The organism is Paenibacillus sp. PAMC 26794 (assembly GCF_000316035.1).
In the GTDB taxonomy this organism is placed as follows: Bacteria; Bacillota; Bacilli; order Paenibacillales; family Paenibacillaceae; genus Paenibacillus.
Genome location: NZ_ANHX01000087.1, coordinates 28,546 through 42,264 on the forward strand (window position 1 = coordinate 28,546; position 13,719 = coordinate 42,264).

The following is a 13,719-nucleotide window of genomic DNA, read 5'->3' on the forward strand; positions in this document are numbered from 1 at the left end:
ATGCTGCTGAACGTGTTCTTACTCATGACTCCGTTGCTGCATCCACTATCTACTGAGGGAGTCACGGGGATACCCGGTATAACCGGATTGAGTTTTTTTGAGACATTCACGATTATGTATGCCCCACCACTCATAATTATGGCTGCGATTGCCTTTCTGTTCGTGTATTTGGCCGTATGCAAAAATCCGCAGGATTGATTGGCTGGTACGTGTATTCCCATTTGGGGTAATCTGTTGTTAAGAAATGAGGAAGGGAGGAGGGCCCTTTCATGCCGAAAATCCGTTATAACAACATTGATAATGTAAGTACGGACAAAACGCTGAAGGAATTCAAGCAATGGAGGGAGCAACGGCGGAACAAAGTGAAGGACTATTCCTACACCGTGCCCAAACACCCGCCTGAACTGGATTACCTGCATGCCAACCGGGATGAAACGAGCATTACCTGGATTGGTCACTCCACGTTTTTCATTCAATATTATGGATTGAATATCGTGACTGACCCGGTGTGGGCCGAAAAAATGGGATTTCAACGAAGGCTCGGTGCCCCCGGCATTCCGATTCAGGATATTCCACCTTTGGATGTCATTCTGATATCCCATTCCCACTATGATCATCTGCATCTGGCTTCCTTGCGTAAGCTAATTACAGCCAAGACGTTGCTGATCGTACCCGATGGTCTGAAGCGCAAGATGATTCGCAAAGGATTCCATCGATGCCAGGAGATGAAATGGTGGGATCATATGACACTTGGTGGAGTCAAAATAACCTTTGTCCCTGCGCAGCACTGGACGCGCCGAACGCTGTTCGATACCAATACGTCCCATTGGGGTGGTTATGTATTGGAACAGAACCATCTTGCGACATCTTCAGCAGCGGAAAGTGCTGCAACAACGAGTGATCAAGATGAATCATCCACGGAATCAGGGAAGAAAGAAACATCCAAAGCATCAGGCGGTCCGCCTGTGTTGTATTTTGTGGGTGATACAGGTTACTTCCAGGGATTCAAAACGATTGGAGAGCGCTTTGACATTGGTATTACTTTGATGCCAATCGGTGCTTACGATCCAGAATGGTTCATGACTTCTCAGCATGTGACACCTGAAGAAGCACTGCAAGGGTTCGTTGAATCCGGCTCCCAGCTCATGGTGCCAATGCACTATGGCACATTCAAGCTGGCGGATGATACGCCCAAGGAAGCACTGGATCGGCTTGAAGTCGAACGTGCACGGTTAGGCATTGGTAAAGAGCGGATTCGGGTGCTTGGTCATGGTGAAACCCTGCGGATACGGCATGAAAAAAGCAAACAGGACTAACAAAAGCGAGCCAAATATGTTAATGTAGGGGTATGCCTGCATGAACAGTATTTTTACCAAATCTTTAAATAAGTAAAAAGCGGCCAATTTTCGAATTTGCCGCTTTTTTGTGTTATAATATGGTGCCAGAATAGGCATCGGGATATTGAATCCATGATTTACGCAACTTACTATTCATGCAGTATGCAGATTAACCAATAAAGGATGGTATGCTTAATGATCAGTACAAGCGGCATCACGCTCCGCTACGGAAAACGTGCACTTTTTGAAGATGTAAATATCAAATTCACACCAGGAAACTGTTACGGCCTCATCGGCGCCAACGGAGCCGGCAAATCAACATTCTTGAAAATTTTGTCCGGTGAAATTGAATCCAACTCGGGAGAGGTGCACATCACCCCGGGCGAACGTATGGCCGTTTTGAAGCAAAACCACTTTGAATATGATGAGTATCCGGTTCTCGAAACCGTAATTATGGGTCATAGTCGTCTCTATGCCATTATGAAAGAAAAAGATACGCTGTATGCCAAAGCGGACTTCACGGAAGAAGATGGCCTGCGTGCAGGTGAACTTGAAGGTGAATTTGCCGAGTTGAATGGTTGGGATGCTGAGCCGGATGCAGCGGCACTCCTGATCGGTCTGGGTATCGATCGTGATATGCATGAGAAGAAAATCGTTGAACTGAGCGGAAACGAAAAAGTTCGTGTCCTGCTTGCACAAGCCTTGTTTGGTCGTCCAAACAACCTGTTGCTCGATGAGCCTACCAACCACTTGGATCTCGAATCCATTCAATGGCTGGAGAACTTCTTGATGGACTATGAAGGTACTGTTATTGTCGTATCCCATGACCGTCACTTCCTGAACAAAGTATGTACACACATTGCGGATATCGACTTTGGTAAAATCCAGTTGTACGTAGGTAACTACGATTTCTGGTACGAATCCAGTCAATTGGCACTTGCTTTACAGCGTGATGCCAACAAGAAAAAAGAAGAGAAGATTAAAGACTTGCAAGCCTTTATTCAACGCTTCTCGGCGAATGCCTCGAAATCGAAGCAGGCGACTTCCCGTAAGAAACAGCTCGACAAAATCACGCTGGATGACCTTCGTCCATCGAACCGTAAATATCCGTTTATCAACTTCAAACCTGAGCGTGAAGCGGGCAAACAATTATTGACCGTAGATCGCATCAGCAAATCGGTTGATGGTGTGAACATGCTGAATGATATCAGCTTTGTGGTGAACAAAGGGGATAAAATTGCATTTGTTGGACCGAACGGTAATGCAAAGTCACTATTGTTTGATATTCTTATGGGGGAAACGGAATTGGATAGCGGCGAATTCACTTGGGGCGTAACCACAACTCAAGCTTATTTCCCGAAAGACAACTCCCAATATTTTGACGGTGTAGACATGACTCTCGTCGATTGGCTCCGTCAATATTCCAAAGATCAGGATGAGACATATCTGCGTGGATTCTTGGGACGTATGCTGTTCTCAGGTGAGGAATCCCTGAAAAAGGCAAGTGTACTCTCCGGGGGCGAGAAAGTTCGCTGTATGCTGGCGAAAATGATGCAGACTGGTGCGAACGCATTGATTCTGGATGAGCCTACGAACCACTTGGATCTCGAATCCATTACAGCGCTGAACAATGGTATGATTGATTTTGACGGCACTATGCTGTTTACATCCCATGACCATCAGTTCATTCAAACGATCTCTAACCGGATTATCGAAATTACGCCGACTGGCATCATTGATCGCCAAATGAGCTATGACGAATATCTGGAAAGTGATGAAATCAAAGAACTGCGCAAAAAAATGTATCCGGTAGAAGCTTAAATCAAGCATCATCTACGGCACTTGATCATAGGAACACCAAAGAACCGCAAGCCTCTGTGAAGAGGGCTTGCGGTTCTTTTTGTAATTCAATGGGTTTCTCTGCGGCTTTAAGACCTAAGATCCACCAGTACGGCGACGTTGGTTGTTAGGCTTCTTGTTGTTTTGACTCTTCATCGCTTTAGGTCCGCCTTCAAAGTAGGCGCTGGATTGGTTACCGGAATTTGCTTGTTCTTTCTTTTGCGCCAGCTTTTGGCGTATAGCATCCTGCAAACTGACCTTTTTCGGTTCGTTATTTTCGCTCATCGTTATTTCCCTCCCGGTGTTACAGTGAGCCGTCCAGATTGGACGGGATGTACCTATTTTATACGTTTTATAAAAGCCCCACAAGGGCAACCTGATAAAATGCTCAAAACCTTTGGTTTTACTTGGGTCAACATTCTTTCTTACGACCTACAGCCATGCCGTCTGGCAACACTGTTTCTGTAGACCCACACGCTCCGCATTTGGTAACATGGAAAAACCGTAATACGAAACGTTAAAGGGGTGTCGCCCGGTTTGAACGCTTATGAAGAAATTCGAAAAGGGGAGCGAGGGGCTTGGGTTAGTATCGTAGCCTATCTCGTCTTGTCCGCTTTTAAGCTGATCTGTGGATATTTATTTGCTTCCAGCGCCTTGTTGGCCGATGGTTTTAATAACCTTACAGATATTGTGGCATCCATTGCTGTATTGATTGGGCTTCGGATCTCCCAGAAACCACCTGATTCGGATCATGCCTATGGTCATTTTAGAGCGGAGACGGTTGCTGCCTTGGTAGCTTCATTTATTATGGCTATGGTTGGGCTGCAAGTATTGGTTGAAGCCGTTCGCTCCTGGTATGAAGGAGCCTTTGTTGCTCCAAACCTGTGGGCGGCAGCGGTGGCTGTAGTCTGTGCTGTGGTGATGTTAGGCGTGTACCGTTACAATCACCGTCTGGCTAAACAAATTAATAGTCAGGCACTGATGGCTGCGGCGAAAGATAATCGTTCGGATGCCTGGGTTAGCATAGGCGCTGCAGTTGGAATTATAGGTGCGCAGTTCGGACTTCCATGGTTGGATAAAGTAGCTGCGATTGCTGTAGGTCTGTTGATTTGCAAGACAGCTTGGGAGATTTTCCGGGATTCTACACATCGTCTTACCGATGGATTTGACCAGAAGGAACTGACGGATCTCAGATCCTCAGTAGCACGCGTTCCCGGTGTTGAGATGATCAAGGATGTGAAGGCACGTGTGCATGGCAGTCATGTACTTGTGGATGTAGTCATTGAAGTGGACGGAGGCCTAAGCTTGATTGAAGGCCATCAGATCTGTGACCGTGTTGAAGAGCGGTTGAAGCGATCGCATAACATCATGCATGTACATGTACATGTGGAACCGAAGACGGAAGAAGTCACAAGGAACCCTTGAACAGGGAGTGAACATCTTGGAAAATCAAAAGAGGACAGCCGCGATTGTGCGTGCTGTCCTCTTTACTTATCATTAGAACGATTATACGATGTTACTGAATGGCAACGTGGATCCACGCTTTGCCTTTCCAAGTGTATACTTGTACCCACTCGCCGCCATCGAATCCATCAACAACTTCACCTGTTGTATCGATGACTTGGGAGCCTAATGCACCGATTGGTTTACCGTTAGGTGCATCATAGAACCAAGTGCGCTCCAGAAGGTTCAGCAACATCGTTGGTGCCAGTACTTCATCGCCTGGTTTTACGAGTGGCTCTTCAAACATTTTCTCATTTGTAGTCGTAGCTGGCGTTTCAGTTGTAGTTGAAGTACCTTCTGTTCCTGTAGTGTCTACTGTTGTACCTGTTACAGTCTCAGCAGTACCTTCTACTGTTTCTACAGCAGGTTTGTTCACTTCAACAGCAGGAGTTGTTGTGGTCGTTGGCGTTGTTGTAGCCTCAGTTCCTGTTTCCGGAGTTACCGTTCCAGTAACCGCTTCCTCAGCACCTGCAGCGGCAGCCATCGAACCCATCAACGTTAAAGCAGCAGCAAAACTTACGATTTTTTTCATTTTCTTTTCCTCCTCGGTTTGTTATGTAATTTGTTGTCCTGTGTTAAAAGTAACCAAGCAAGCTACCTTATGAATCACAAATTATAACAATATTTTCTTGCATTCTCCAGTGTCAACTGGCTCATATGTGGGTATATAGCAAACCTGTAAATATCATACTTCAGTGGGATAAAACCAGGTTGGCTATCTCAAAAAGGTCCTGTTTTTTTGGGATTCATACGAGAGCGGATTGGAATAAAGCAGAAGGGAGTGCAATACATAATATAGAAAAGTTGACCTATGCCTGAACGCACAAAAGCCAATCGGCTTGGTAGCACGATCGGCCTTTGTATGTATTCGTTTAGTAAACAATCAGTCATTTCAGAGCCTGAGGTTATCGCATTCGGCTGCGTCCCGTAATCAGGGAGATTACGAACAGTACAACAAAGATGAAGAAGAGTACTTTCGCGATTGAAGCAGCTGCTTCAACAATACCGAAGAATCCAAAAATACCTGCTACCAGTGCAATAATTAGAAATAATACAGACCATTTCAACATAAGTATTCATCCTTTCGTATAATTGATTGTGGAGTGAGATGTGTTCACCTCACCGCCTTGTGTAGTCTAACTTTAACCGAGTGCTAACCGCTTGAAACATTGGTTTTTTTTCCAAGCGAAGGTATATATGAAGGGATATATTATATTGTTTCGTCCGGGAAATCGCCGGGTAACTATTAGCAATAACAAACTGATGCACATATGGAAAGAGAGGTTCTTCTATGATCTATCAAATTAGCGTGGCCCTGATCGCAGTGGCATTTGCAGTACTGGTATTCTTTTTAATTCGTACCTTGAAATCCGCTCAGGGTTCTTTGGACAATGTGTCACAGACATTGCAGGAGGTACAGAAAACTATTGATGAACTTAGTTATGAAGTGAAGCAGACGGTAAGACATGCCAATGATATTACGGTGGATGTACAGCACAAAATGAAAAAAATTGATCCTGTTATGGAATCTGTTGAGAATCTGGGAGAAGTGTTGAATGAAGTGACGGCAGCAGCCAAACAAGTCTCCACAACGCTGATGGCGAAATTTCAGACCAAACGTAACAACGCTGAACAGACCAAGCATGCTGAATCGGTTCATGTAACTGCACCGCCTGCTACATCAACGGATCGTACCCTGCAATCCTATGAAGCTACATATAACGGTGAAGCTAAGGGCGGGAAAAACTGGATGAAGTATATTGATGTTGCAGCGAATGTATGGCAACGGATGCGCAAGTAACATGACCGCTGTGTAACCCATGAAGAAGCCTTCAGAGCGGTGATGAACCTGATGAAAGGGTGAGAATCATGATGAAACTACTGCTTGTGATGTTTAGCGTAATTTCTCCCTTTTCCGTTCAACCGGCAGCGGTACCCGCTGCTCACGATATGCAATGGACGGCAATGGAAGAGAAGGCGTCAGAGGTAACTCTGGCTGTTGATCGATCCGAGACTTTCCAGCATTTTCGGACTCTGAATGGCATTTCTCTGGATGACACCATGGATGATTTGTTGGCCAAGAAGGGCCAGCCGGGGCATAAGCAGAAAGATCCTTATCTGGGGTGTCCTGAATATCACTTTGATGATGTAAAGGTTGGTTTGTGTGAAGATACGGATGTCATTCAATATGTGCATATCGATGCATCTGAGAATCACATCATGTTAAACGGAAAGAGAATTGAGATGAATATTGAAGCGATCCATCATGCTCTCGGGAAACCTTATTATGTGGCAGAGGACGGAGAAGTGTTTCTCCGTGGAGACCAGGCTCTGAAGGTATATATGAAGTCAGGCTCTCAGCAGATTGAAGGCATCGATCTTTTTGATGACACAGTTTCCTAGGATTGGTTATTACCGAATCGTTTCAACCCCATATAGTATGGTTATATATTAAGTAGCTCGATACAGAAGACTAAATCAGAGGAGAGTGGAAACGATGAATTCAACCAATGAGCAAGCTTATGCAAAAGTGGTAGAAAACGGAGTCCAGGCGGTAGAAGCGGTGAAAGAATTGCAGATTACCGGATACCTTGCTGATCAAATCTTTGTTCTCGCCCATGAGAAGGATCGTACAGATCGAATTGCCGATACAGCAGATGCCAAAGAAATTGGCATAAAGGAAGAAGGCGTATTTGATTCCTTGGCGAATCTGTTCCGCTCACGTGGTGATGAACTTCGGGCCAAAATTGTTTCGATGGGCTTTACCGAAGCCGAAGCGGACTTCTACGAGAGTGAACTCGACAAAGGTAAAGTGCTCGTTATTGCTAAAAAGAAAGATTAACCCGATAAGTTGAAGTTTGCTGAACATGGACAAGCTTATCAATCATTTATGTAAAATGCTTAATCAAAAACATAGATAAGGAATGGGGCTTTCCCCATTCCTTATCTATGTTTTTGCAAGTTTGGAAGCGGGATCAGGACGCTGCAAAAACAGGGTAGGTTGCGGGGGGATTACCCTGCGATGGTGCCATTTACTGATAGAAGTTTTTTGGTTTTACGATTATAGTTATGCTAGGAATTATTATGTCTACTGCCGTTTTGTATGCAAAATTTGTATAATCAACGTTTGTTTTAACCTAATAAGAATCGACAAACCCGGACGCCACAGATAAGGAGATATCAATGAGAATACTTATTGTTGACGACAATCCGACGAATGTCATTATCATTCGAGAAATTCTGAAAAAAGAAAACTATCGTGACATTGTAACGGCAAGTTCCGCCATGGAAATGTTTGAAGTGTTGGGAATTGGGGAGGAAAGTAACGAACCTCGTCCAAAACCGTCGGATATTGACCTGATTTTGCTAGATATGATGATGCCTGAGATGGACGGCATCGAAGCCTGCAGTATTGTGCAGAAATTTGAAAATCTGAAGGATATACCGATTATTATGGTGACTGCCATCGGTGACTCCAAAAAACTTGCCGAAGCTTTGGATGCAGGCGCATCTGATTATGTGACTAAACCGATTAACAAAGTCGAACTGATGGCCAGAATTCGACTCGCGCTTCGTTTGAAACAAGAGAAAGATTGGCATAAAGAGCGGGATCAACGTATTCAGGATGAGCTGAAGCTGGCAGCGATGGTTCAAAATGCCGTATTAAGTCCGGCGCTTAGGGACCCTTTGTTTCAAGTCCACGCCATCTATAAACCTTCCTTTGAGCTTGCGGGTGATCTGTATTCGTGGTACCCCCTTGGGGAAGGCCGTTACGGGGTACTGTTGCTCGACATGATGGGGCATGGGATATCTTCATCCCTGTTTACGATGTTTATCGCTTCAGTGTTGAAGGATACGGTTACCACCTATGTTGATCCAGAGAAGGTCATTCAGGAGTTGAACCGTCGCTTCAACCAGCTCCATCTGGAAAAACAATTGGTGCAGTATTATTTCACGGCAATTTATCTGGTCGTTGATACACGGATGAAGCGTATTGATTATGTTAATGCAGGGCATCCACCTGCTTTATTTTTCCGAAACGACGGCAGTGTCACCACATTTGACAGCGTCTGCTGTCCTGTTGGTTTATTTGACAAGATGGATATTGAACCACAAACGATCCATTACGAGGGTGACGGGCATATTGCACTCTATACGGATGGATTATTGGAAGCTGTTCAGGGCGGGCAGGAGGAACAACATGAATTCCTGATCGAAAAACTGACCGGCTCACATCAGTGGAATGAAGCTGCCATGCAGGCCATGTTTTTTGACGACGAAATTCCCCAGGAGCGGGATGATGATAAATGTCTGGTCTGGATTACTTTGGATAAAGGAGCGGGGGATGAATGAAGATCAGGAATAAACTGCTGATTGGTTTTACCGCTCTGATGGCTATTTTGATCGTGCTCACGTTTGTGAGTTATGAACGGTTAAACAGCAGTAATCAACAGATTGATCAGATGTATCAGGAACGTTATCTCAAAGTAAGGTTCACTTCTGCTGTACGTGGAGAGGTCAATGATATTGCCAAAGTGCTGGCTAACTTGTTATTGAATCCGAACAATTCGATTAGTGCTGCTGAAGGTGACCTGAAGGATATGAAGGATCGGGGGGATGGTTACCTCGTAGAAGTAAGAAACCGAGCAGACAGCGCACCTGAACATCAACTGGTGGATCGTGTGAATACTGCGTGGACCGCTTATACTTCCTATGCAACGAGACAGATCAACCTGATGTCCCAAAGCAGGGTAGAAGATGCGAATAACTACCGTAATTCAACAGGACTCGCGGTGCAAAAAGAAGCTGTGGATAGTTTGAATGCTCTTTCCCGTTATCAGGACCAAGAGATTGATGCCGAGATCAAGAACGCTAACGCAGCGTACACGAGAGCCGTACAGATCACCATAAGTATCATGATTGCGGGGTTGTTGCTTGCATTGGGTGTCATTCTGTGGGTGCTGCCGAGTATTACACGGGGTCTGAACACTGTATCTATGATGATTACCAGCTTTGGTAAAGGGCGTTACCGAACCATTCGGCGCATACAGGTCAAATCAACCGATGAGATTGGTCAGATTGCCAGTGTGTTCAAAGATGTATCCAGTGATCTGGAAGAAAAACTGGAGATCGAGAGGGCTTATGTGCAGGCTCAGCAGGATCAAAACTGGATGAGTTCGAACATCGCAAGAGTCCCGGAGCTGCTTCGGGGGATTGGCTCCATTCGCCAAATTTCACAGATGTTTATCAGTGAGTTTACACCTGTGCTTGGCGCTCAGTTGGGTGTCGTCTATCTGATCGATGAGGAGAAACATCCCGACGAGCTGAGACGCTACGGTGCATACGCATTTGAAGAGAACGAAGATGTTGGTAAAGAAATGTATCGCGTCGGTGAAGGCCTGATTGGTCAAGCCGCACTGGATATGACACCGATTATTCTGGAAAATACGCCTGAAGATTACGTGCATATTGGTTCAGCTTCAGGCTCAACACGTGCTGCGGGTATCATGATCTATCCTGTCGTGTTTGAAGATGAACTGATTGGTGTAGTTGAAGTGGCTTCCTTTGAAGGTTTCAATGAACTGCACAAGCAGTTATTCACACAACTGATCATGAACCTGGGCGTAATTTTGAACAACGTTCGACGACGTTTGCGTGTGGAGGAGCTGCTGCGCGAATCCCAGGCACTGACTGAGGAACTGCAGGTTCAATCGGAAGAATTGCAGACACAGCAAGAAGAACTCCGTCGTTCTAATGAGAATCTGGAGGAGCAGACAGAGGCGCTTAAACGATCTGAGGAATTGCTGCAGCGTCAGCAGGAAGAACTGGAACATTTTAATACGGAACTCATTGCCAAGACGCGGGCGCTTGAAGAGCAGGTGCGTGAAGTCGAAGAGAAGAATGACGAAATTGAGAAAACGAAGACACAGTTGGAACAGCAAGCTACACAGCTGTCGATGACAAGCAAGTACAAGTCTGAATTTTTAGCGAATATGTCACATGAACTCCGTACACCATTGAACAGTCTGCTCATTTTGTCCCAGTTATTGTCGGAGAACAAGGGTGGAAATCTGACTGACAAACAGCAGGAATATGCGCAAACCATCTACATGTCGGGCGCGGATCTGCTGAAGATGATTGATGAGATTCTGGATCTGTCCAAGGTGGACGCAGGTAAGATGGATATCAATTATGAGACAGTTCGAATGGAAGAGCTGACCAGCTTTGTTCAGCAGAACTTTGGACCGATGGCGAATAAAAAGGAACTGAACTTGAATATCGAGTTTGACAGCGATCTACCGGAATGGGTATACACCGACAGTCATCGCGTCAAACAGATTTTACGGAATTTGTTGTCGAACGCATTTAAGTTCACCAATCGAGGTTCGGTTAGTCTGATTGGGCGACGGATGAAACCGGAAGAGCTGCCGGGTTATATGAATACCAATCAGGAATATCTCGGATTCAGTGTAAAAGACACCGGCATTGGTATTCCATCGGACAAGACGGATCTGATCTTTGAAGCGTTCCAGCAAGTAGACGGGACCACAAGTCGGAAATACGGTGGAACTGGCCTGGGATTGTCCATTAGCAGGGAGCTGGCACGTTTGCTTGGTGGCGCAATACAGGTGGAATCATCCGAAGGGGAAGGTAGCTGCTTTACCTTGTACCTGCCGGATAATCATGAAGAGGAAGCCTTGGCAGAGGAAGGTGCTTCAAGAGAAGCGGCTGTATCCTCAGAGGATCTTTATGAAAAGTCCATCGAAGCACGGACCATGCTTTCAAGTCATCAGTCCATTCTCTCTCCTGATCCGGAGCGGAGCGTGGGTACAGATCTGTCTCCTACCCATACTCCAGATGTCACGCAGATCGAAGATGATCGGGAGAATCTTATGGAAGGTGACAAAATCTTGCTCATCATTGAGGATGACGTGAACTTTGCACATATTTTGACGGATATGGCGAGAGGAAGAGGCTTCAAAGCACTTGTTGCCCTTCAAGGGGATAAAGGACTTGAAATGGCACGTCAATATCTGCCGGATGCCATTATCCTGGATATTCAATTGCCGGTGATGGATGGTTGGACCATTCTGGGCGAGCTGAAGAGCAGTTCGGCAACACGTCACATTCCGGTTCATGTGATTTCAGTCATTGATGATATGAAGCAAGGTCTGATGATGGGCGCCATTGCGTATCTGAAAAAACCTTCGAGCAAGGATTCACTGGATAAAGCATTCTCACATATCAAATCCTATACTGAGAATCAATTGAAACGACTGTTGATCGTCGAAGATGATGAAATTCAGCGTAAAGCCATTATTGAATTGATTGGTCATGATGATGTTGCAATCACCGCTGTATCGACAGGTAGTGAGGCATTGAATGAATTACACAGCCAGCGTTATGACTGCATGGTACTGGATCTGATGTTAACGGATATGACCGGGTTCGAGTTGCTCGACCAGATTCGCGATGATGAATATCTGAACGATCTGCCGATTATAATTTATACAGGCAAAGAACTGGATTCCAAGGAAGAGATGAAGCTGCGCAAATATGCGGAATCCATCATTATCAAGGATGTGAAGTCACCGGAACGTTTGCTGGATGAAACGACATTATTCTTGCATCGGGTAGAAGCCAATTTACCGGAAGACAAGCGTCGAATCTTACAGAAGCTGCACAACAAGGAAACGTTGTTTGAAGGCAAGAAAATATTGCTTGTAGATGACGACATTCGTAATGTATTTGCCCTTTCAAGTGTCCTTGAAGGCTATCGGATGGATGTAACGTTTGCAGAGAATGGCCGTGAGGCTCTGGAGATTCTGGACAAAAACCCGGAAATTGATCTGGTGTTGATGGATATGATGATGCCAGAAATGGACGGTTATGAAGCCATGACACGAATCAGACAGATGCCGCAGTTTGAAAAGTTGCCGATTATTGCACTTACGGCCAAAGCCATGAAAGAGGATCGCGGCAAATGTATTGAGGCCGGAGCATCTGATTATGTGAAAAAACCGATCCAGACCGATCAATTGTTATCCTTAATGCGCGTATGGCTGTATTCGTAAGTTCATTATTCGTATGTTCATTGTTTGGGTAATGAAAGACAATACGACGAATACGCAAGTAACAAATGAAGAAGTGGAGAGAATTTATGACACCGTGGGAACCTACCGAGACGGGGGCAGATTTGGTCCGTATGCCGCAAGATGAAGAACGCGAGCTGATCGAGATTGAGTTGCTGTTGGAAGGCATGCACCGTTTATATGGATATGATTTTAGAAACTATGCACTGCCATCCCTGAAACGAAGAATCTGGCATCATGCACATGCTGAAGGTGTTAAGAGCATATCCGGTTTGCAGGAGCGTGTTCTTCATGACCGTTCCGCGTTTGACCGTTTTGTACAGAACTTATCTATCCCTGTAACGGAAATGTTTCGAGATCCTTCGCTTTTCCGAATGTTTCGGGAAAAGATTATTCCTATCCTGAGAACCTACCCGTATATCCGAATATGGCATGCAGGATGCTCCACGGGAGAGGAAGTCTATTCCATGGCCATCATGTTGCATGAGGAAGGGCTGTATGACAAGGCAAGAATCTACGCAACGGATATGAATGATCGCTCTTTGCAACAGGCCAAAGAAGGCGTATATGGTATTGAGAAAATGAAACTATTTACTACAAATTATTTGGAGGCAGGGGGTACCAGAGCCTTCTCCGAGTACTATACAGCGAAATACAATTCGGTGATATTTCATCCTTTTCTAAGGAAGAACATCATTTTCGCCGAGCACAACCTGGCAACAGACCGGTCATTTAACGAGTTTAATGTTATCTTTTGCCGTAATGTCATGATTTATTTTAATGATGAACTGCGGAACCATGTGCATGGGCTGTTTCATGAGAGCTTGAGCCACTTTGGTATTCTGGTTCTGGGGTCGAAAGAATCGATACATTTTACAGAGTTCAGTGATACCTATGAGCCGTTAGACCGGACCGAAAAAATATACCGGAAGATCAAATAGGGGGTT

13 protein-coding genes are annotated in these 13,719 nt (G+C 45.2%); 10 read left to right on the forward strand and 3 right to left on the reverse strand.

The genetic code is table 11. From position 1 onward, the window contains the following. The 3 genes from D829_RS32070 to D829_RS0128165 all read left to right on the forward strand — a co-directional run bounded on the left by D829_RS32070 (nucleotide 1) and on the right by D829_RS0128165 (nucleotide 3,158). The gene (locus D829_RS32070) at nucleotides 1-198 is read left to right on the forward strand and encodes a hypothetical protein (RefSeq protein ID WP_017692258.1); all 198 of its coding nucleotides are present in this window, start codon (nucleotides 1-3) and stop codon (nucleotides 196-198) included. A 71-nt stretch (nucleotides 199-269) separates the two neighbouring features. Then, nucleotides 270-1,316 (forward strand): MBL fold metallo-hydrolase, encoded by a 1,047-nt coding sequence (locus D829_RS0128160; protein WP_017692259.1) that lies wholly within the window; start codon nucleotides 270-272, stop codon nucleotides 1,314-1,316. A gap of 216 nt (nucleotides 1,317-1,532) precedes the next feature. Continuing rightward, nucleotides 1,533-3,158 (forward strand): ATP-binding cassette domain-containing protein, encoded by a 1,626-nt coding sequence (locus tag D829_RS0128165; RefSeq protein WP_017692260.1) that lies wholly within the window; start codon nucleotides 1,533-1,535, stop codon nucleotides 3,156-3,158. Nucleotides 3,159-3,272: 114 nt separating this feature from the next. Here the strand turns inward: D829_RS0128165 and D829_RS0128170 are convergent, their stop codons facing one another. Further along, entirely contained in the window at nucleotides 3,273-3,461 is a 189-nt protein-coding gene (locus tag D829_RS0128170; RefSeq protein ID WP_017692261.1) for a hypothetical protein, read from the reverse strand. A 252-nt stretch (nucleotides 3,462-3,713) separates the two neighbouring features. Between D829_RS0128170 and D829_RS0128175 the strand changes: the two genes are divergently transcribed. Further along, nucleotides 3,714-4,601 (forward strand): cation diffusion facilitator family transporter, encoded by an 888-nt coding sequence (locus D829_RS0128175; protein ID WP_017692262.1) that lies wholly within the window; start codon nucleotides 3,714-3,716, stop codon nucleotides 4,599-4,601. Between the two features lie 91 nt (nucleotides 4,602-4,692). Here D829_RS0128175 and D829_RS32075 read toward each other — a convergent pair whose 3' ends face one another. Next, nucleotides 4,693-5,211, reverse strand: a complete 519-nt coding sequence (locus D829_RS32075; RefSeq protein WP_017692263.1) for a hypothetical protein — start codon at nucleotides 5,209-5,211, stop codon at nucleotides 4,693-4,695. Between the two features lie 373 nt (nucleotides 5,212-5,584). Next, nucleotides 5,585-5,749 (reverse strand): DUF1328 domain-containing protein, encoded by a 165-nt coding sequence (locus D829_RS33150; RefSeq protein ID WP_017692264.1) that lies wholly within the window; start codon nucleotides 5,747-5,749, stop codon nucleotides 5,585-5,587. 221 nt (nucleotides 5,750-5,970) lie between these two features. On the opposite strand from D829_RS33150, the gene D829_RS0128190 reads away from it, so the two are divergent. From D829_RS0128190 to D829_RS0128215, 6 genes are all read left to right on the forward strand, one after another. Continuing rightward, nucleotides 5,971-6,480: a DUF948 domain-containing protein gene (locus D829_RS0128190; RefSeq protein ID WP_017692265.1), complete on the forward strand. Its 510-nt coding sequence runs from the start codon at nucleotides 5,971-5,973 to the stop codon at nucleotides 6,478-6,480. Between the two features lie 68 nt (nucleotides 6,481-6,548). Continuing rightward, nucleotides 6,549-7,082, forward strand: coding sequence for a hypothetical protein (locus D829_RS0128195; RefSeq protein WP_017692266.1), 534 nt, complete (start codon nucleotides 6,549-6,551; stop codon nucleotides 7,080-7,082). Nucleotides 7,083-7,176: 94 nt separating this feature from the next. Beyond that, entirely contained in the window at nucleotides 7,177-7,521 is a 345-nt protein-coding gene (locus D829_RS0128200) for a general stress protein (protein WP_017692267.1), read from the forward strand. A gap of 341 nt (nucleotides 7,522-7,862) precedes the next feature. Continuing rightward, nucleotides 7,863-9,032: a fused response regulator/phosphatase gene (locus D829_RS0128205; RefSeq protein ID WP_017692268.1), complete on the forward strand. Its 1,170-nt coding sequence runs from the start codon at nucleotides 7,863-7,865 to the stop codon at nucleotides 9,030-9,032. After that, nucleotides 9,029-12,754, forward strand: a complete 3,726-nt coding sequence (locus D829_RS0128210; protein ID WP_017692269.1) for a response regulator — start codon at nucleotides 9,029-9,031, stop codon at nucleotides 12,752-12,754. The genes D829_RS0128205 and D829_RS0128210 overlap by 4 nt, the downstream gene beginning before the upstream one ends. A gap of 86 nt (nucleotides 12,755-12,840) precedes the next feature. After that, nucleotides 12,841-13,713 carry a protein-glutamate O-methyltransferase CheR gene (locus D829_RS0128215; protein WP_017692270.1) on the forward strand — a complete coding sequence of 291 codons (873 nt, stop codon included), beginning with the start codon at nucleotides 12,841-12,843 and terminating at the stop codon, nucleotides 13,711-13,713. Nucleotides 13,714-13,719 lie beyond the last annotated feature (6 nt).

Excerpts from the sequence above, each read along its gene's own strand:
- D829_RS0128165 (WP_017692260.1), top strand. The coding sequence starts at position 1,533 with ATGATCAGTACAAGCGGCATCACGCTCCGCTACGGAAAACGTGCACTT.
- D829_RS0128210 (WP_017692269.1), top strand. The coding sequence starts at position 9,029 with ATGAAGATCAGGAATAAACTGCTGATTGGTTTTACCGCTCTGATGGCT.
- D829_RS0128170 (WP_017692261.1), bottom strand. The coding sequence starts at position 3,461 with ATGAGCGAAAATAACGAACCGAAAAAGGTCAGTTTGCAGGATGCTATA.
- D829_RS0128200 (WP_017692267.1), top strand. The coding sequence starts at position 7,177 with ATGAATTCAACCAATGAGCAAGCTTATGCAAAAGTGGTAGAAAACGGA.
- D829_RS0128195 (WP_017692266.1), top strand. The coding sequence starts at position 6,549 with ATGATGAAACTACTGCTTGTGATGTTTAGCGTAATTTCTCCCTTTTCC.
- D829_RS0128215 (WP_017692270.1), top strand. The coding sequence starts at position 12,841 with ATGACACCGTGGGAACCTACCGAGACGGGGGCAGATTTGGTCCGTATG.
- D829_RS32075 (WP_017692263.1), bottom strand. The coding sequence starts at position 5,211 with ATGAAAAAAATCGTAAGTTTTGCTGCTGCTTTAACGTTGATGGGTTCG.
- D829_RS32070 (WP_017692258.1), top strand. The coding sequence starts at position 1 with ATGCTGCTGAACGTGTTCTTACTCATGACTCCGTTGCTGCATCCACTA.
- D829_RS0128190 (WP_017692265.1), top strand. The coding sequence starts at position 5,971 with ATGATCTATCAAATTAGCGTGGCCCTGATCGCAGTGGCATTTGCAGTA.
- D829_RS33150 (WP_017692264.1), bottom strand. The coding sequence starts at position 5,749 with ATGTTGAAATGGTCTGTATTATTTCTAATTATTGCACTGGTAGCAGGT.
- D829_RS0128205 (WP_017692268.1), top strand. The coding sequence starts at position 7,863 with ATGAGAATACTTATTGTTGACGACAATCCGACGAATGTCATTATCATT.
- D829_RS0128160 (WP_017692259.1), top strand. The coding sequence starts at position 270 with ATGCCGAAAATCCGTTATAACAACATTGATAATGTAAGTACGGACAAA.